Below are 17,316 nucleotides of genomic sequence, written 5' to 3'. Positions count from 1 at the left end.
GACCGCTGTGCGACTGCGCCTGATCGCCGTCGGTTCTCGCATGCCCAAGTGGGTGGAAGAAGGCTGGCATGAATATGCCAAGCGTCTTCCGTCCGAGCTGGCCCTGGAACTGGTGGAAATTCCGCTCAATACCCGTGGCAAGAACGCCGACGTGGCGCGCTTCATCCGCCAGGAAGGCGAAGCCATGCTGGCCAAGGTCGGGCCGAACGAGCGCATTGTCACCCTCGAAGTCCATGGCAAGCCCTGGAGCACCGAGCAACTGGCGGTGGAGCTCGATCGCTGGCGGTTGGACGCGCGCACGGTCAATTTCATGGTCGGTGGCCCGGAAGGGCTGGCGCCGGAAGTCTGTGCCCGGGCCGATCAGCGCTGGTCCTTGTCGCCGTTGACGTTGCCACATCCGCTGGTGCGGATCCTGATCGGCGAACAGCTGTATCGTGCCTGGACAGTCCTGTCCGGGCACCCTTACCACAAGTAATCCTGCCCCATGCCCCAGCCGATCCGCATCAAGGACCACGAAAAAGACGCCCGTCTGGTGCGGGGCCGCGTCGTGTTCGGCGCTATTATGGTGGTGACGCTGATCTGTGTGCTGATTGCGCGCTTGTATTTCCTCCAGGTGATCCAGTACGAGTACCACTCGACCCTGTCGGAAAACAACCGCGTGCATGTGCAGCCGATTCCGCCGACCCGCGGGCTGATTTTCGACCGCAATGGCGTGGTGGTGGCGGATAACCGTCCCAGTTTCAGCCTGAGCATGACCCGCGAGCGCTCCGGCGACTGGCAGCACGTGCTCGACGTGATTGTCGAAGTGCTGCAACTGACGCCCGAGGACCGGGCGATCTTCGAGAAGCGCATGCGCCAGGGCCGACGTCCGTTCGAGCCGGTGCCGATCCTGTTCGAGCTGACCGAAGAGCAGATCGCCCTGATCGCCGTGAACCAGTTCCGCCTGCCCGGCGTCGAGGTGGTGGCGCAGTTGGTGCGGCATTATCCCCAGGGGCCGCACTTTGCCCACTCGGTCGGCTACATGGGACGGATCAACGAGAAAGAGCTCAAGACCCTTGATCCGGTCAATTACAGCGGCACCCACCATATCGGCAAGACCGGCATCGAGCGTTTCTACGAGCCCGAGCTGCATGGCCAGGTGGGTTACGAGGAAGTCGAAACCAACGCCCGCGGCCGCGTATTGCGGGTGCTCAAGCGCACCGACCCGATTCCCGGCAAGGACATCGTCCTGAGCCTGGACATCAAGCTGCAAGAGGCCGCCGAAGCGGCGCTGGGTGGTCGGCGTGGTGCCGTGGTGGCGCTGGACCCGAACACTGGCGAGGTGTTGGCAATGGTCAGCCAGCCGAGTTTCGACCCGAACCTGTTCGTCACCGGCATCAGCTTCAAGGCCTACGCCGAGCTGCGCGATTCCATCGACCGGCCGCTGTTCAACCGGGTGCTGCGCGGTCTCTATCCGCCGGGCTCGACCATCAAGCCGGCCGTGGCGATTGCCGGGCTGGACTCCGGCGTGGTGACCGCGTCGAGCCGGGTCTACGACCCGGGTTATTACCAACTGCCGAACTATGACCACAAGTACCGCAACTGGAACCGCACCGGCGACGGTTATGTGGACCTGGAAACCGCGATCATGCGTTCCAACGACACCTACTTCTATGACTTGGCCCACAAGCTGGGGATCGATCGGTTGTCGTCCTACATGAACAAGTTCGGTCTCGGTCAGAAAGTCTCCCTGGATATGTTCGAGGAATCCCCCGGCCTGATGCCTTCGCGCGAATGGAAGCGGGCGACCCGGCGCCAGGCCTGGTTCCCCGGCGAAACCCTGATCCTGGGGATCGGCCAGGGCTACATGCAGGCCACGCCACTGCAACTGGCCCAGGCCACGGCGCTGGTGGCGAGCAAGGGCAAGTGGTATCGCCCGCACCTGGCCAAGACCATCGAAGGCCAGAAACCGGTGGACCCGGACCCGATGCCAGACATCATCCTGCGCAACCCGTCGGACTGGCAGAAGGTCAACAACGGCATGCAGCAGGTGATGCACGGCGCCCGCGGCACCGCCCGCAAGGCGTCCATCGGTGCGCAATACCGGATTGCCGGCAAGAGCGGTACGGCCCAGGTCGTCGCCATCAAGCAGGGAGAGAAGTACGACCGCTCCAAGGTCCAGGAACGCCATCGCGACCACGCCTTGTTCGTCGGCTTCGCGCCGGCCGACAACCCGAAGATCGTCGTGTCGGTGATGGTCGAGAACGGTGAGTCGGGTTCCGGCGTCGCCGCGCCGGTGGTGCGCCAGATCATGGACGCCTGGCTGCTGGACGAGCACGGCCAGCTCAAGCCGGAATACGCAAGCCCCATCACTGCGGAGGCTACGGCCCGTGAAGAATAATTTCGACCGGATCCTCTCCAGCGAAGATGTGATGCGCCGCCGTGCCACCTTGCTGCAGCGCATGCACATCGATGGTCCGTTGCTGATCCTGCTGCTGACCCTGGCCGCAGGCAGCCTGTTCGTGCTGTATTCGGCCAGTGGCAAGAACTGGGACCTGCTGGGCAAGCAGGCCACCTCGTTCGGCATCGGCCTGGTGTCGATGGTCGTCATTGCCCAGCTCGAGCCGCGTTTCATGGCCCGCTGGGTGCCGCTGGCCTATGTGGTGGGCGTGAGCCTGCTGGTGGTGGTGGACGTGATGGGTCACAACGCCATGGGCGCCACTCGCTGGATCAACATTCCCGGGGTGATCCGCTTTCAGCCTTCGGAATTCCTCAAGATCATCATGCCGGCGACCATCGCCTGGTACCTGGCCAAGCGCACCCTGCCGCCGCAGCTCAAGCACGTGTGCATCAGCCTGTTGCTGATCGGCATCCCGTTCATCCTGATCGTGCGCCAGCCGGACCTTGGCACTTCGCTGCTGATCCTGGCCGGTGGCGCCTTCGTGCTGTTCATGGGCGGTTTGCGCTGGCGCTGGATCCTCAGCGTCGTCGCCATCGCGGTGCCGGTCTCGGTGGCCATGTGGTACTTCGTGATGCACGACTACCAGAAGCAACGAATCCTGACCTTCCTCGACCCGGAGAGCGATCCGCTGGGCACTGGCTGGAACATCATCCAGTCCAAGGCCGCCATCGGCTCCGGCGGGGTGTTCGGCAAGGGCTGGCTGATGGGCACCCAGTCGCACCTGGACTTTTTGCCGGAAAGCCACACCGACTTCATCATCGCCGTACTGGGCGAGGAGTTCGGCCTGGTAGGCATCTGCGTGTTGCTGTTGATCTACCTGCTGCTGATCGGTCGCGGCTTGGTGATCACCGCCCAGGCCCAGACATTGTTCGGCAAGTTGCTCGCGGGCAGCCTGACCATGACGTTTTTTGTTTATGTTTTCGTCAACATCGGTATGGTCAGTGGCCTGTTGCCGGTCGTGGGGGTGCCGTTGCCATTCATTAGCTACGGAGGAACTTCGCTGGTGACACTACTGTCAGCGTTTGGGGTCTTGATGTCGATTCATACGCATCGCAAGTGGATCGCGCAGGTTTGAATAAGGTGAAGAGTTCAATGCAAGCAATGCGTGGCTGGTCGACGCGATATGCGCCGTGGATCGGCCTGGTCGGCTTCCTGGGCGGTGCGCCGCATGCCCAGGCAGGCGAATACGAAGGTTCGCCACAGGTGGCCGAATTCGTCGGTGAGATGACCCGCGACTACGGTTTTGCCGGTGAGCAGCTGATGGGGGTATTTCGCGAGGCCGAGCGCAAGCAGTCGATCCTTGACGCCATCTCCCGGCCCGCCGAGCGGGTCAAGCAGTGGAGCGAGTACCGGCCGATGTTCATCACCGAGGCGCGTATCGCCCGGGGCGTGGACTTCTGGCGCCAGCACGAGGCGGCCCTGGCCCGTGCCGAGCAGGAATACGGCGTACCGGCCCAGTTCATTGTGGCTATCATTGGCGTCGAGACCTTCTTTGGCCGTAACACCGGGAATTTCAGGGTGATCGACGCGCTGTCGACCCTGGGCTTCGATTACCCGCCGCGCGCCGAATTCTTTCGCAAGGAGCTGCGCGAGTTCTTGCTGCTGGCCCGCGAAGAGCAGGTTGATCCGCTGACCCTCAAGGGTTCTTATGCCGGTGCCATGGGCCTGCCGCAATTCATGCCCAGCAGTTTTCGTGCTTACGCGGTGGACTTCGACGACGACGGCCACATCAATATCTGGACCAACCCGACCGATGCCATCGGCAGTGTTGCCAGCTATTTCAAGCGCCACGGCTGGGAAGCCGGCCAGCCGGTGGTCAGCCGTGCCGACGTGCGTGGCGAGCAGGTGGACCAGGGCCTGACCGAGGGCATCGAGCCGACGAAAACCGTCGGGGAGTTGCGGGCGTTGGGCTGGTCGAGTCATGATGCGCTGCGTGACGACATGCCGGTCACCGCGATACGCCTGGAAGGCGAACAAGGCCCCGAATACTGGATGGGCCTGAAGAATTTCTACGCGATTACGCGTTATAACCGCAGCGTGATGTACGCCATGGCCGTATATCAACTGTCTGAAGAGCTGGTCAAAGCACGGGGCGTCAAATAATGCGGGCATTGCCTACCTATCTACCCCTGAAAGCCAAACCCCTCAAGCTCGTGGCGTTGGCTGCGCTGTCGCTGTTGGTCGTCAGTTGTTCGACCAGCCGCGCGCCGGCCCAGAAGAACTCCACCGCCGTGCGCGCGACGCCCGGCCTGGATATCAACCGGGCCCACAAGGACGGCGCGCCGTGGTGGGATGTGGATGTCTCGCGCATTCCCGATGCCACGCCGACCCTGCACACGGGCCCCTACAAGGCCAACCCGTACACGGTGTTGGGCAAGACCTATTTCCCGCTGTCCGACTCCAAGCGCTACGTGGCCTCGGGCACGGCGTCCTGGTATGGCACCAAGTTCCACGGCCAGAACACCGCCAACGGCGAGGTGTATGACCTGTATGGCATGAGCGCGGCCCACAAGACCTTGCCGCTGCCCAGCTATGTGCGGGTGACCAACCTGGACAACAACAAGAGCGTGATCCTGCGGGTCAATGACCGTGGGCCGTTCTATTCCGACCGCATCATCGACTTGTCGTATGCGGCGGCGAAAAAACTCGGTTACGCTGAAATCGGCACCGCCCGGGTCAAGGTTGAAGGTATCGACCCGCAGGAATGGTGGGCCCAACGCGGCCGTCCGGCGCCTTTGATGCTCAACGAGCCGAAAGTGGCGCAAAATGCCGCGCCGACCGTGACGGCGTCCACCGGCACGGTCGAGCAGTGGACGCCACCGCCGCAGCAGCACGCGGCGGCCGTAGTGCCCGTTCAGCTCGACGCAAAAAAAAACGCTTCTGCAACAGCGTCTGGCCAGTTTCTGCAAGTGGGCGCGTTCGCCAACCCGGACGCTGCCGAGCTGCTGAGGTCGAAGCTCAGCTCGATGGTGAGCGCCCCGGTGTTCATCAGCTCGATCGTGCGCAACCAGCAGACACTGCATCGGGTGCGCCTGGGGCCGATCGGTTCTCCGGGTGAAGTCCAGCAAGTGCAGAACAGTGTGCGCCTGGCCAATCTCGGTTCGCCGAGCCTGGTCACCGCCGAGTAATTGATTGAGGCCCGCTTGCGGTTGGAGCGGGCCAGGTTGTTGGCTCCATGAATAACAAAAGCCCGGCAAGGGTTGTGAGTGAGCAACTTAAATACGCGGCGACCCGTTAGAAGGTTGCCTGTTTCAGTTTTGCCTTCGGGCAGTCCCATTAGCGATTTCGAGAGACGGATGAACATCACCACCTTTGCCAAACGCCTTTGCCTGCTAGTCCCGCTGCTTCTCTCCCCAGCCGCGTTCGCGGTGGAGATGATGCCTGCGCCTCCTCAATTGGCCGCCAAATCCTTCGTGCTCATGGATGCCAGCAGCGGCGAGGTCCTGGTAGAGAACAACGGTGACCAGCGCCTGCCACCGGCCAGCCTGACCAAACTGATGACCGCCTACATCGCCACCCTGGAAATCCGTCGTGGCCAGATCGGTGAAAACGATCCGGTGACCGTCAGCGAAAACGCCTGGCGTACCGGCGGTTCGCGGATGTTCATCAAGGTCGGTTCGCAAGTGACCGTCAGCGACCTGCTGCACGGCATCATCATCCAGTCCGGCAACGACGCCAGCGTCGCCCTGGCCGAGCACATCGCCGGCAGCGAAGATGCGTTCGCCGACATGATGAACAAGACCGTCGCCGACCTGGGCATGACCAACAGCCACTTCATGAACCCTACCGGTCTGCCGAACCCTGAGCACTACTCGTCGGCTCACGACATGGCGTTGCTGGCACGGGCGATCATTCATGAAGACCCGGCGCACTACGCCATCTACTCCCAGAAGGAATTCTTCTGGAACGGCATCAAGCAGCCTAACCGCAACCTGCTGCTGTGGCGCGACAAGACCGTCGATGGCCTGAAGACCGGCCACACCGACGAAGCTGGCTACTGCATGGTGTCTTCGGCTGTCCGTGACGGCATGCGCCTGATCGCCGTCGTCTTCGGCACCAGCAGCGAAGTGGCCCGTGCCGCTGAAACCCAGAAGCTGCTGACCTACGGTTTCCGTTTCTTCGAAACCCAGACCTTCTACCAGAAGGGCACCGAACTGGCCCAGGCCCAGGTCTGGAAAGGCACCACCAATCAGGTGAAGGCCGGCCTGGCCCAAGACCTGACCATGACCTTGCCTAAAGGCCAGCTCAAGAAGCTCGCTGCCAGCATGACCATGAACCCGCAACTGACCGCTCCCATCGCCAAGGGCGACGTGATCGGTAAAGTCGAAGTCAAACTGGACGACAAAGTGGTGCACAGCGCCGACCTGATCGCTCTGGACGCGGTCGAGGAAGGTGGTATCTTCCGCCGCATGTGGGATAGCATCCGTCTATTCTTCTACGGCTTGTTCAACTGATTGAAGTGTTGACCTGCATGGCCTCGTTCCCATTCGGAGCGGGGCCATGTGCGTTACCACGGCTTACGAGGCCGTTACCCCATGACAGACTCTGAAGTAAAAGCGCCGAAGATCGAATTCCCCTGCGCGGATTATCCGATCAAGGTCATCGGCGACACCGGCGTGGGTTTCAAGGACCGGATCATTGCGATCCTTGAAAAACATGCCACCGTTGACCACAAGACCCTGGCCGAGCGCCAGAGTACCAACGGCAAGTACACGACGATCCAGTTGCACATCATTGCCACCGGCCAGGAACAGCTCTACGACATCAACAGCGAGCTGCGTGCGACCGGTTTCGTGCACATGGTGTTGTGATGCCGGGCACGCTGGGCTTTCGCGAGCTGGGCACGATGGCTTACGAGCCGGTCTGGCATGCCATGCAACGCTTCACGAACGAACGCGGCACTACCGTCGACGATGAAGTCTGGCTGGTGGAACACCCGCCGGTGTTCACCCAGGGCCAGGCCGGCAAGGCCGAGCACCTGCTGCTGCCGGGGGATATCCCGGTGGTGAAGGTCGACCGGGGCGGGCAGGTGACCTACCATGGTCCTGGCCAATTGGTCGCCTACCTGTTGCTGGATGTGCGCAAGCTGGGGTTTGGCGTGCGCGAGCTGGTCACCCGCATGGAGACATGCCTGATCGAGCTGCTGGCCAGCTACGGTGTGACGGCGGCGGCCAAGCCGGATGCGCCGGGTGTCTATGTCGACGGGGCGAAGATCGCCTCCTTGGGATTGCGAATCCGCCATGGCTGTTCGTTTCATGGCCTGGCGCTGAACGTGGACATGGACCTTGCGCCATTTCGACGGATTAATCCCTGTGGCTACGCGGGACTGGCGATGACCCAGTTGAGCGAGCATGCAGGATCGATTGAATTTGCCGAGGTAAGTGCCCGGCTGCGCGCGCAGCTCGTCAAACACCTCGACTATGCTGAGCAGACGACCCTCACGGGCGGAATCGACTGATATGACTACTGATGCAGTGCAAACCATTATCCCGACGCAGGACGTCACCGAGCGTCCGGCCCCACGTGCCAAGGTAGAGGCCGGCGTCAAGCTGCGCGGCGCCGAGAAGGTTGCACGCATCCCGGTCAAGATCATTCCGACCACCGAATTGCCAAAGAAACCTGACTGGATCCGCGTGCGCATCCCGGTGTCCCCGGAAGTCGACCGAATCAAGGCCCTGCTGCGCAAGCACAAGCTGCACAGCGTCTGCGAAGAAGCCTCCTGCCCGAACCTGGGCGAGTGCTTCTCCGGCGGCACTGCCACATTCATGATCATGGGCGACATCTGCACCCGTCGCTGCCCATTCTGTGACGTTGGCCACGGCCGTCCGAAGCCATTGGACACCAACGAGCCGGAAAGCCTGGCCATCGCCATCGCCGACCTGAAGCTCAAGTACGTGGTCATCACCTCGGTGGACCGTGACGACCTGCGTGACGGCGGTGCCCAGCACTTCGCCGACTGCATCCGCGAGATCCGCAAGCTGTCGCCGAATGTCCAGCTGGAAACCCTGGTGCCCGATTACCGTGGCCGCATGGACATCGCCCTGGAAATCACCGCCGCCGAGCCGCCAGATGTGTTCAACCACAACCTGGAAACCGTGCCGCGCCTGTACAAGGCTGCGCGTCCGGGGTCGGATTACCAGTGGTCGTTGACCTTGCTGCAACGCTTCAAGCAGATGATGCCGCACATTCCGACCAAGTCCGGCTTGATGCTGGGCCTGGGTGAGACGGATGAGGAAGTCATCGAGGTCATGAAGCGCATGCGTGAGCATGACATCGATATGTTGACCTTGGGGCAGTACTTGCAGCCTTCGCGTAGTCACCTGCCGGTGCAGCGTTTTGTGCATCCGGATACTTTTGCCTGGTTTGCCGAGGAAGGGTACAAGATGGGCTTCAAGAATGTGGCTTCGGGGCCGTTGGTGCGGTCTTCGTATCATGCGGATGAGCAGGCTAAGTTGGTCAAGGCTGAGCTGCTGGGGGCCTGATTTTTTTGTTGGGTGGTGGTTTTGGGGTGGTGTGAATATCCGTTGCTGCGGTAACGGCTACTTATGGTTCCGCTCTTACAGCGGGTCACTTTTGAAGAGCGCAAAAGTAACCAAAACGCTCTTGCCCCACCACTCGGCACCTCGCTTAGGCTCGGTGTGCCCTCACTCCGGCATTGCTCCGTGGGCCGCCGCGAAGGGCCATCCATGGCCCAGCGCGGCTACCTCGGCATCCATGCCGAGGTGCCCACTGCGCAATACCTGCGTTCGGCCATCGTGGTTAACGGGGCGCCCCAGATCAAAAGCTGCGCGAGGCGGCCTTATAGCCGGCCTGGCTTAGAGTGAACGCGTTTCTTCTGTGGGAGCGGGCTTGCTCGGGAAAGCGGAGGATAGGTTTGTGGTGATGTTGGCTGTGCCGATGCATCGCGAGCAAGGTTTTGTGTCGTGTGCAGATGCTGTGATCACCCGCTCCCACAGGTTTTTGCACCTACCCAGATATTGCGAACACCGCAAAGCCCTGTGGGAGCGTAATGCTGTTCACTTAAGAAAAATGATGGACCTGTGGCGAGGGAGCTTGCTCCCGCTCGGCTGCGAAGCAGTCGTAAACCGGCGGGTGCGGTGTGTCTGATGCTCCGTATTTGGCAGGTTTTGGGGCCGCTTCGCGGCCCAGCGGGAGCAAGCTCCCTCGCCACGGGTTTGTCGACTGCCCTAAGTGAATGCCCCGCTTTTGCTTTGCTTTGCTTTGCTTTGCTTTGCTTTGGATCTTGATCTTGATCTTGATCTAGGCGCCCCGTTAAACCACGCTGGCCGAACGCAGGCATTGCGCAGTGGGCATCCCGGCATGGATGCCGGGATAGCCGCGCTGGGCCATGGATGGCCCTTCGCGGCGGCCCACGGAGCAATGCCTGCGTTCGGGCATGCCGAGCCTAGGCGAGGCACCGAGTGGTGGGGCAAGAGCGTTTTGCTTACTTTTGCGCTTTTCAAAAGTAAGCCGCTGTAAGAGCGGAACCATAAGTAGCCGTTACACAAAAAACGGATATACACGCATAGCAAGCCGAAAAACCGGGAACCCCATGGAAGTCACCCAAGTCCTGAACCCACATCAACCCGTCCCGGCACTTCCGTCCGAAGGGTTGATCGCCGTGATCGCCCCCGCCGGCCCCGCCCCCCTGGACACGGAAAAAGCCATCCAATGGATGCGCGCCCGAGGTCACGAGCTCCGGATCTTCCCAGGCGTCTACGAAAAGAACGACTACCTGGCCGGCAGCGACGAAGTACGACTCAACGACCTGCACAGCGCCTTCGCCGACCCAGAAGTCAACGCGATCATCTGCCTGCGCGGCGGCTACGGCACACCACGCCTGCTGGACCGCATCGACTTCGACCTCCTGCGCCGCAACCCCAAGCCATTCGTAGGCTACAGCGACATCACCGCCCTGCACCTGGCCATCAGCCGCTACGCAGGCTTCGTGACCTTCCACGGCCCGCTGCTCAACGCCGATCTGCTGGGCGACAAGGAACCCCCGACCGTCACCTCGTTTTTCAGCCTGCTGCGTGGACAGTTGAAGGCCGGCAGCGAGCTGAACCACCCCGCAGCCTACCCATTGACCACCGTCGAGCCAGGCATCGCCCACGGACGTCTGCTGGGCGGCAACCTGTCGATGATTGCCGCGACCATGGGCACGCCTTTTCAGATCGACGCCGAAGGGGTGATCCTGTTCATCGAAGACGTCAACGAGCCGCTGTATCGCATCGACCGATTGCTGACTCAACTGCGATTGGCCGGCACGTTGCACCAGCTACGCGGCGTTTTGGTGGGGGATGTGGCCGGGGTCGACGTCGAGGCGTTGAACCGCTTGTTCAAGCAGACCTTCGAGCCGTTGCGTATCCCGGTGCTGTCCGGCTGGCGCAGCGGGCACTGCGATCCGAACCTGACCTTGCCCATGGGGGCCTTGGTGACGCTCGATGCGGAGGAGAAGAGGTTGGTGCTGGAGCAGGATGTGGTGGTCAGTCGCTAGTCATGTAGCGCCTGGGAGTCAGCTATCGCGAGCAAGCTCGCGATAGCGGTAGCCGCCATACGGCAATTCAGCGGCTACGCAATGCCTCCAGCAACTGCTGCGTCGGATACCCATCCGCCGGCCAGCCGAACGACTGCTGGGCACTGCGGATGGCCTTGCGGGTGTTGGCGCCGATGATACCGTCGGGGTTGCCCGCGTCGTAGTTGTGCTTGCTCAGCAGTGTCTGCAATTCGATGCGTTCGCTGCGGCTCAGGGGCAGGTCCTCCTTGGGCCACTGGCCATAGACCAGTCCGCCGTCGGTAAAGCGCTTTGACAACAACCCGACCGCCAAGGCATAGGACGACGAGTTGTTGTACTTGAGGATGGCGCGGAAGTTATCGAAGATCAGGAACGCCGGGCCGCGATGGCCGGCCGGCAGGAGCAGAGACGCCGAGAGCTGTTTGTCATCCGGGGTTATTGGCAGGCCGCCATATTCTGAAACCCCCAGTCGCTCCCATTCAGCAACAGGCTTGCGGATCGTGCCATCGGCCAGGGTGTAGTCGAAGCCCTCTGGGAGATCGACCTCGAACCCCCATGGCTGGCCACGCTGCCAGCCGGAGCTTTGCAGGTAATGGGCGGTCGAGGCCAGGGCGTCGGTGGAGCTGCCCCAGATGTCGCGGCGACCGTCGCCATCGAAATCCACTGCATGGGTGTTGTACGTGGTGGGAATGAACTGGGTCTGGCCCATGGCGCCGGCCCAGGAACCGAGCATTTTTTCCGGTGTGATATCGCCCTGTTGCAGGATTTGCAGCGCGGCGATCAGTTGCGCATGGGCAAAACCCGGGCGTCGTCCTTCGTAGGCCAAGGTCGCCAGGGAATTGATCACCGACTTGCTACCCTGGAACTGGCCGAAGTTGCTCTCCATGCCCCACACCGCCACCAGCGCCTCGCGATCAACGCCATAACGCTGCTCGATACTTTGCAGGACCTGGGCGTTCTGCTGGATCAGGCTCTTGCCTTTGTTGACCCGCAGTGGCGATAGCGCGCCATCGAGGTATTCCCACACGGGACGGGTGAATTCCGGCTGGCTGCGATCGGCCTTGATCACGCTCATGTCCGGGCTGACGCCGACAAACGCACGATCGAACAGGTCGCCACGGATCCCGGCGGCCAGTGCCTCCTTGCGAAACCCTGCTTGCCATTGCGCGAAGGTCTGGGTGGGCGCAATGGCCAGGTCTTCACCGGTCGGCACCAGGGGCGGGACGATGGCCGGAGCGGTCACGGCGGGGGCTGTCTGGAGCGGTTGGGCGTCGGCGGCAGTAGGTTTTTCGGCGCAGGCGACAAGCAGGGCAACGCTGGCGGCAACAATCATCTGGCGCAGTGGCCAACGATGGGAAAGACAGAAGGGCATGCACGGGTCCAGAAATACAAATCAGGTGCTGACCTTATCATGCGAAAGGGGTGTAGGGCTTGTCCGGGTGTTTCAAGCTGCCACAAAGCAAGAAGCCTCCCAGTTGTCAGACTGGAAGGCTTCGCGGCGGTAGCTGCCTTTGCCCTTGGCGGGTCGTTCCTGGCGGCTGCGGAACAGGGGCTGGGCGACGATGGATTTGGCCTTGTTGGGGCCATGCCTGGATGGCTTTTTGCTCATGATGGTGTCTCTCGTGGGGTGGTTTTGCGGGGCAAATCATGGGGCAGAGTTGGCGGGCTGTCCAGTCCCTGCATGCAGTAGGAAGTTTCGCCTCAGGTGGCGGATTTGGGGGAGACAGCTTTTGTGTGGCGAGGGAGCTTGCTCCCGCTGGGCTGCGAAGCAGACCCGAAAAACAGGGCCGCTTCGCGCCCCAGCGGGAGCAAGCTCCCTCGCCACAGAAAGCCCTCTGGCCTGAGTGTGTTTACTCGGCAGGCAGGGGCAATCGTTGACCGGCCATCAACAGCGACAAGCGACTGAGGCTCATCCACGGTGAGCCGGCGGCCTGGCCCTTGATCTGCGCGTCGATGCGCTGGGCTTCGAGCAGCAATTGCGCCCAGCGCGATGCGGAATAGCGTTGCAGGGCCTTGCTCATCAGCGGTTTGCGTTTGTCCCACACCGGTGGGCGGGCCTGGCTGAAGGCTTTGTCCAGTGGGACGCCCTGGCTGTATTGCAGGGACAGGTTGGCCAGCAGGCGTAATTCCCGGGCCAGGGCCCAGAGGATCACCGGCGGCTCGACGCCTTCGCCCCGCAGGCCTTCGAGCATGCGCAGGGCATGGGCGGCCTCACCGTTGAGGATCGCATCGGTCAGCCCGAAGACATCGAAGCGCGCACTGTCGGCCACGGCGGCTTGCACCGTTTCCACGGTGATCTGGCCGCCTTCGGCCATCAGCTTGAGCTTTTCGATTTCCTGGGCAGCGGCCAACAGGTTGCCTTCGACCCGGGCGGCGATCAGTTCCACCGCGTCCTGGCTGGCCGAGAGGCCGGCCTGGGACAGGCGCTGGCGGATCCAGCTGGGCAACTGGCTGACATCCACCGGCCAGATCTGCACGAACTGGGTCTGCGGGCCTTCGACCAGGGCCTTGCCCCATTTGGTCTTTTGCGCGCTGCCGTCGAGTTTCGGCAAGCTGATGAGCAGCACGGTGTCCTCGGCCGGGCGAGAGCAATATTCGATCAGCGCAGCGGCGCCTTTGTCACCGGGTTTGCCAGACGGCAAACGCAGCTCCAGTAGGCGTTTTTCGGCGAACAACGACATGCTCGCCCCGGCCTGCAGCAGCGTGCCCCAGTCGAAACTGGCGTCGGCGGCAAATACCTGGCGCTCGTCGAAACCTTGCTGGCGTGCAGCGGCGCGGATGGCGTCGGCGGCTTCCTGGCACAGCAGTGGGTCATCGCCACTGATGATGTAGACCGGCGCGAGGGCGCCTTGCAGGTGTTTGCCGAGTTGGGCGGGAGCGAGCTTCATAAGAGAAGGCGAGCGGGGCGCCGGAGCGCCCCGCAAGGCTTATTCAGCCGGGATCTGCATCGGCGACTGTTGCGGGGTTTCCGCTTCAGCCTTGCGTGCCGCTTCCAGCGCATCGGCTTCGGCCTTGGCGCGGGCGTTGGCGGTCTGTTGCAGTTGCTCCAGCTGGGCCGGGCTCAGCTGTTGCAGGCGCAGCATCATGCGTTGCACGAGGTCACGACGCATTTCATCGCGCACTTCGCTCGACTCCTGGTCGGAACCGGTGATGTTGTTGCCATCGTGCAGGTAGACCTTCTGCACCTGCAGCTTGTCGTCCAGCAGTACCAGGTCGTTCTGGCCGCGGATCTCATAGCTCAGTACGTTGTTCAGTTCGTACTCGGCGGAACGACCGGCACCGGCATAGCTCAGGCTGCGCTGGCTCTGCTGTTCACGGGCCAGTACCAGCTTGTACGGGGCCCCGCTGTAGACTTTCACGCCACTGTTTTCCAGGGTGTCGCGCAGCAGTTTCACGGTGTCGCCATAGGCGTCCCGTGCGCTGAGGTCCAGTTCCGTGATGGCCAGCTCGGTGGTGCCGGTGCCGCGCAGTTGGAAGCCGCAGGCGCTCAACAGGACCGCCAGGCCCACTACCAGCAGATTACGTTTGATCATCTTGTTGCTCCCCTTGAACCCTATGGGGGTCGACCATGCGACCCCGCAGGTTGTATTCGGCGCCAGGCTTGAGCCTCGCGCCCGATCCAATTAGCTTGCGACGATGTTGACCAGCTTGCCGGGCACGACGATCACTTTGCGAATGGTCAGGCCATCGACGAAGCGCAGCACGTTTTCATTGGCCCGCGCGGCGGCTTCAACTTCTTCGCGCGTTGCCGCAGCCGGCATTTCGATCTGGCCGCGCAGCTTGCCGTTGACCTGGATAACCAGGGTCAGGCTGTCCTGCACCAGCGCGGTTTCGTCCACCACCGGCCAGCGTGCATCAATCACCGGGTCGGCGTGACCCAGTTGATTCCACAGCTCGTGGCTGATGTGTGGGGTGATCGGCGCGAGCAGCAACGTCACGGCTTCCAGGCCTTCGTGAACCAGTGCGCGATCCTGCTCGGTGCCTTGCGCGGCTTTTTCCAGCACGTTCATCAGCGTCATCACCTGGGCGATGGCGGTGTTGAATTTGTGGTTCTGGCCGACGTCATGGCTGGCCTGCTTGATGGCCAGGTGAATCGAGCGACGGACGGCTTTCTGCTCGTCGTTCAGGCTGGCGACGGCCAGTTTGCCCGGCAGGCCCTGGGTGACGTGGGCTTGGGCCAGGCGCCAGACGCGCTTGAGGAAGCGGTGCGAGCCCTCGACGCCCGAGTCGGACCATTCCGCGCTCATGTCAGGTGGCGAGGCGAACATCATGAACAGGCGGCAGGTGTCCGCGCCGAACTGGTCGATCATCGACTGTGGGTCGACGCCGTTGTTCTTCGACTTGGCCATTTTCTCGGTGCCGCCGATTTCCACCGGCAGGCCGTCGGCGATCAGCTTGGCGCTGATGACCTTGGCCTTGCTGTCGCGTTCGAGCTCGACGTCGCTCGGGTTGAACCAGGTGTAGGCACCGTTGGCTTCGCGACGATAGTAAGTCTCGGCGATCACCATGCCTTGGGTCAGCAGGTTCTTGAACGGCTCGTTGGAGCTCACCAGGCCTTCGTCACGCATCAGCTTGTGGAAGAAGCGTGCGTAGAGCAGGTGGAGAATGGCGTGTTCGATGCCGCCGATGTACTGGTCCACTGGCAACCAGTGGTCGGCCGCGGATTTTTCCACCAGGCCGCCCTCATAGTGCGGCGAGGCGTAGCGCGCGTAATACCAGGAGGACTCGACGAAGGTGTCCATGGTGTCGGTTTCGCGCTTGGCCGGTGCACCGCATTTCGGGCAGTTGCACTCATAGAACTCGGGCATGCGCGCCAGGGGCGAACCGGCGCCGTCGGGTACGACGTCTTCCGGCAGGACCACTGGCAGTTGGTCTTCCGGCACCGGTACGTCGCCGCAGGTGTCGCAGTGCACGATCGGGATCGGGCAGCCCCAGTAGCGCTGGCGGCTGATGCCCCAGTCCCGCAGGCGGAATTGGGTGCGCGAGGCGCCGAGGTTCTTCTTGATCAGGGCGACTTCGATGGCATCGAATGCGCCCGCGAAGTCCAGGCCGTTGAACTCGCCGGAGTTGATCAGTTCGCCGTGTTCGCCATAGGCGTCCTGCCAAGGTGCGGGAGTCTGGTCGCCGGCGCTGGTGCGCACCACCGGTTTGACCGGCAGGTTGTACTTGTGGGCGAATTCGAAATCACGCTCGTCGTGGGCCGGCACCGCCATGACAGCGCCGTCGCCATAGTGCATCAGCACGTAGTTGGCGACCCACACCGGCAGCTTCTCGCCGGTGAGCGGGTGCTCGACGAACAACGACGTTGCCAGGCCTTTCTTCTCTTGAGTGGCGACATCGGCTTCGGCGACGCTGCCGCCCTTGCATTCGGCGATGAACGCCTGCAGCTCAGGGTTGTTCCGGGCCGCCAGGGTGGCCAGCGGATGCTCGGCGGCCACGGCCACATACGTGGCACCCATCAGGGTGTCCGGGCGGGTGGTGAAGACTTTCAGGGTGCCGGCTTCGCCAATGGAGGCGACGTCGTAGGGGAACTGCACTTCCATGCCCCGGGACTTGCCGATCCAGTTGCGCTGCATGGTCTTGACCTGCTCGGGCCAACCGGTCAGCTCGTCGAGACTCTCCAGGAGCTCATCCGCGTAGGCGGTGATCTTGAAGTAGTACATCGGGATTTCGCGCTTTTCGATCAGCGCGCCGGAGCGCCAGCCGCGGCCGTCGATCACTTGTTCGTTGGCCAGTACGGTCTGGTCCACCGGGTCCCAGTTCACGGTGCCGTTCTTGCGGTAGATCACGCCTTTTTCGAACAGGCGGGTGAACAGCCATTGTTCCCAGCGGTAGTAGTCGGGCTTGCAGGTGGTGACCTCGCGGGACCAATCCACCGCCAGGCCCAGGCTACGCAGCTGGGTCTTCATGTAGGCGATGTTTTCGTAGGTCCACTTGGCGGGGGCCACGTTGTTCTTCATCGCGGCGTTTTCCGCCGGCATGCCGAAGGCGTCCCAACCCATGGGTTGCAGGACGTTCTTGCCTTGCATGCGCTGGTAGCGGGAGATCACGTCGCCGATGGTGTAGTTGCGCACGTGCCCCATGTGTAGCTTGCCGCTGGGGTAAGGGAACATCGACAGGCAGTAGTAAGTCTCCTTGCCTGGCTGTTCACTGACTTCAAAGGACTTTTGCTCGTCCCAGAACGACTGGGCGGCGGCTTCGATTTCACGGGGCTGGTAGTGTTCGTGCATGGCTACTTTTGTACTGAATGGGGTGGCCCAATCCTCTTCGTTGCCATGCTGGACGCAGACGACGCCGAATGCGGCGTTTTCGATGCCCAGCCAAGCTGGAAGTGGAGTTACAGGAAGCGCCGTAGCATACA

The 17,316-nt window shown here is 62.3% G+C and carries 16 protein-coding genes; 10 read left to right on the top strand and 6 right to left on the bottom strand.

All coding sequences use genetic code 11. The features are described 5' to 3' along the window. Window positions 1-7 precede the first annotated feature (7 nt). From rlmH to lipA, 9 genes are all read left to right on the top strand, one after another. Complete coding sequence (gene rlmH / locus BLU76_RS26090) at window positions 8-475, top strand: 23S rRNA (pseudouridine(1915)-N(3))-methyltransferase RlmH (RefSeq protein ID WP_047229490.1); 468 nt, start codon at window positions 8-10, stop codon at window positions 473-475. A gap of 9 nt (window positions 476-484) precedes the next feature. Beyond that, window positions 485-2,380, top strand: a complete 1,896-nt coding sequence (mrdA, locus tag BLU76_RS26085) for a penicillin-binding protein 2 (RefSeq protein ID WP_063324227.1) — start codon at window positions 485-487, stop codon at window positions 2,378-2,380. Window positions 2,381-2,411: 31 nt separating this feature from the next. Next, window positions 2,412-3,515: a rod shape-determining protein RodA gene (gene rodA / locus BLU76_RS26080; RefSeq protein ID WP_063325216.1), complete on the top strand. Its 1,104-nt coding sequence runs from the start codon at window positions 2,412-2,414 to the stop codon at window positions 3,513-3,515. A gap of 17 nt (window positions 3,516-3,532) precedes the next feature. Next, window positions 3,533-4,543 carry a lytic murein transglycosylase B gene (gene mltB / locus BLU76_RS26075; RefSeq protein ID WP_092150483.1) on the top strand — a complete coding sequence of 337 codons (1,011 nt, stop codon included), beginning with the start codon at window positions 3,533-3,535 and terminating at the stop codon, window positions 4,541-4,543. After that, complete coding sequence (locus BLU76_RS26070) at window positions 4,543-5,568, top strand: septal ring lytic transglycosylase RlpA family protein (RefSeq protein ID WP_063324229.1); 1,026 nt, start codon at window positions 4,543-4,545, stop codon at window positions 5,566-5,568. Before mltB ends, BLU76_RS26070 begins: the two co-directional genes overlap by 1 nt. A 168-nt stretch (window positions 5,569-5,736) precedes the next feature. Next, window positions 5,737-6,894, top strand: a complete 1,158-nt coding sequence (locus BLU76_RS26065) for a D-alanyl-D-alanine carboxypeptidase family protein (protein ID WP_063324230.1) — start codon at window positions 5,737-5,739, stop codon at window positions 6,892-6,894. 81 nt (window positions 6,895-6,975) lie between these two features. Then, on the top strand, window positions 6,976-7,251 hold the full coding sequence (locus BLU76_RS26060; protein ID WP_003185772.1) for a DUF493 domain-containing protein: 276 nt from the start codon (window positions 6,976-6,978) through the stop codon (window positions 7,249-7,251). Beyond that, the gene (gene lipB / locus BLU76_RS26055; RefSeq protein ID WP_072345416.1) at window positions 7,251-7,898 is read left to right on the top strand and encodes a lipoyl(octanoyl) transferase LipB; all 648 of its coding nucleotides are present in this window, start codon (window positions 7,251-7,253) and stop codon (window positions 7,896-7,898) included. The genes BLU76_RS26060 and lipB overlap by 1 nt, the downstream gene beginning before the upstream one ends. Window position 7,899: 1 nt before the next feature. Continuing rightward, window positions 7,900-8,922, top strand: a complete 1,023-nt coding sequence (gene lipA, locus BLU76_RS26050) for a lipoyl synthase (RefSeq protein ID WP_058543155.1) — start codon at window positions 7,900-7,902, stop codon at window positions 8,920-8,922. 790 nt (window positions 8,923-9,712) lie between these two features. On the opposite strand, the gene BLU76_RS32020 is transcribed toward lipA, so the two are convergent. After that, window positions 9,713-9,838, bottom strand: coding sequence for a hypothetical protein (locus BLU76_RS32020; RefSeq protein WP_256572709.1), 126 nt, complete (start codon window positions 9,836-9,838; stop codon window positions 9,713-9,715). A gap of 154 nt (window positions 9,839-9,992) precedes the next feature. Between BLU76_RS32020 and BLU76_RS26045 the strand changes: the two genes are divergently transcribed. Continuing rightward, the gene (locus BLU76_RS26045; protein ID WP_092225003.1) at window positions 9,993-10,937 is read left to right on the top strand and encodes a S66 peptidase family protein; all 945 of its coding nucleotides are present in this window, start codon (window positions 9,993-9,995) and stop codon (window positions 10,935-10,937) included. A 67-nt stretch (window positions 10,938-11,004) separates the two neighbouring features. On the opposite strand, the gene BLU76_RS26040 is transcribed toward BLU76_RS26045, so the two are convergent. The 5 genes from BLU76_RS26040 to leuS all read right to left on the bottom strand — a co-directional run bounded on the left by BLU76_RS26040 (window position 11,005) and on the right by leuS (window position 17,185). After that, entirely contained in the window at window positions 11,005-12,327 is a 1,323-nt protein-coding gene (locus BLU76_RS26040) for a lytic murein transglycosylase (RefSeq protein WP_092225001.1), read from the bottom strand. A 72-nt stretch (window positions 12,328-12,399) separates the two neighbouring features. Beyond that, entirely contained in the window at window positions 12,400-12,564 is a 165-nt protein-coding gene (gene arfA, locus BLU76_RS26035) for an alternative ribosome rescue factor ArfA (RefSeq protein ID WP_063324234.1), read from the bottom strand. Window positions 12,565-12,805: 241 nt separating this feature from the next. Then, window positions 12,806-13,843: a DNA polymerase III subunit delta gene (gene holA / locus BLU76_RS26030; protein WP_092224999.1), complete on the bottom strand. Its 1,038-nt coding sequence runs from the start codon at window positions 13,841-13,843 to the stop codon at window positions 12,806-12,808. A 39-nt stretch (window positions 13,844-13,882) separates the two neighbouring features. After that, window positions 13,883-14,488 carry an LPS-assembly lipoprotein LptE gene (lptE, locus tag BLU76_RS26025; protein ID WP_063324236.1) on the bottom strand — a complete coding sequence of 202 codons (606 nt, stop codon included), beginning with the start codon at window positions 14,486-14,488 and terminating at the stop codon, window positions 13,883-13,885. A 90-nt stretch (window positions 14,489-14,578) separates the two neighbouring features. Continuing rightward, the gene (gene leuS, locus BLU76_RS26020) at window positions 14,579-17,185 is read right to left on the bottom strand and encodes a leucine--tRNA ligase (RefSeq protein ID WP_092149991.1); all 2,607 of its coding nucleotides are present in this window, start codon (window positions 17,183-17,185) and stop codon (window positions 14,579-14,581) included. Window positions 17,186-17,316: the final 131 nt, after the last annotated feature.

This window comes from Pseudomonas sp. NFACC08-1 (assembly GCF_900106735.1).
Classification (GTDB): Bacteria; Pseudomonadota; Gammaproteobacteria; order Pseudomonadales; family Pseudomonadaceae; genus Aquipseudomonas; species Aquipseudomonas fluorescens_Q.
The sequence above is the reverse complement of the archived record's forward strand: the minus strand, read 5'-3'. Positions and strand labels throughout refer to the sequence as shown.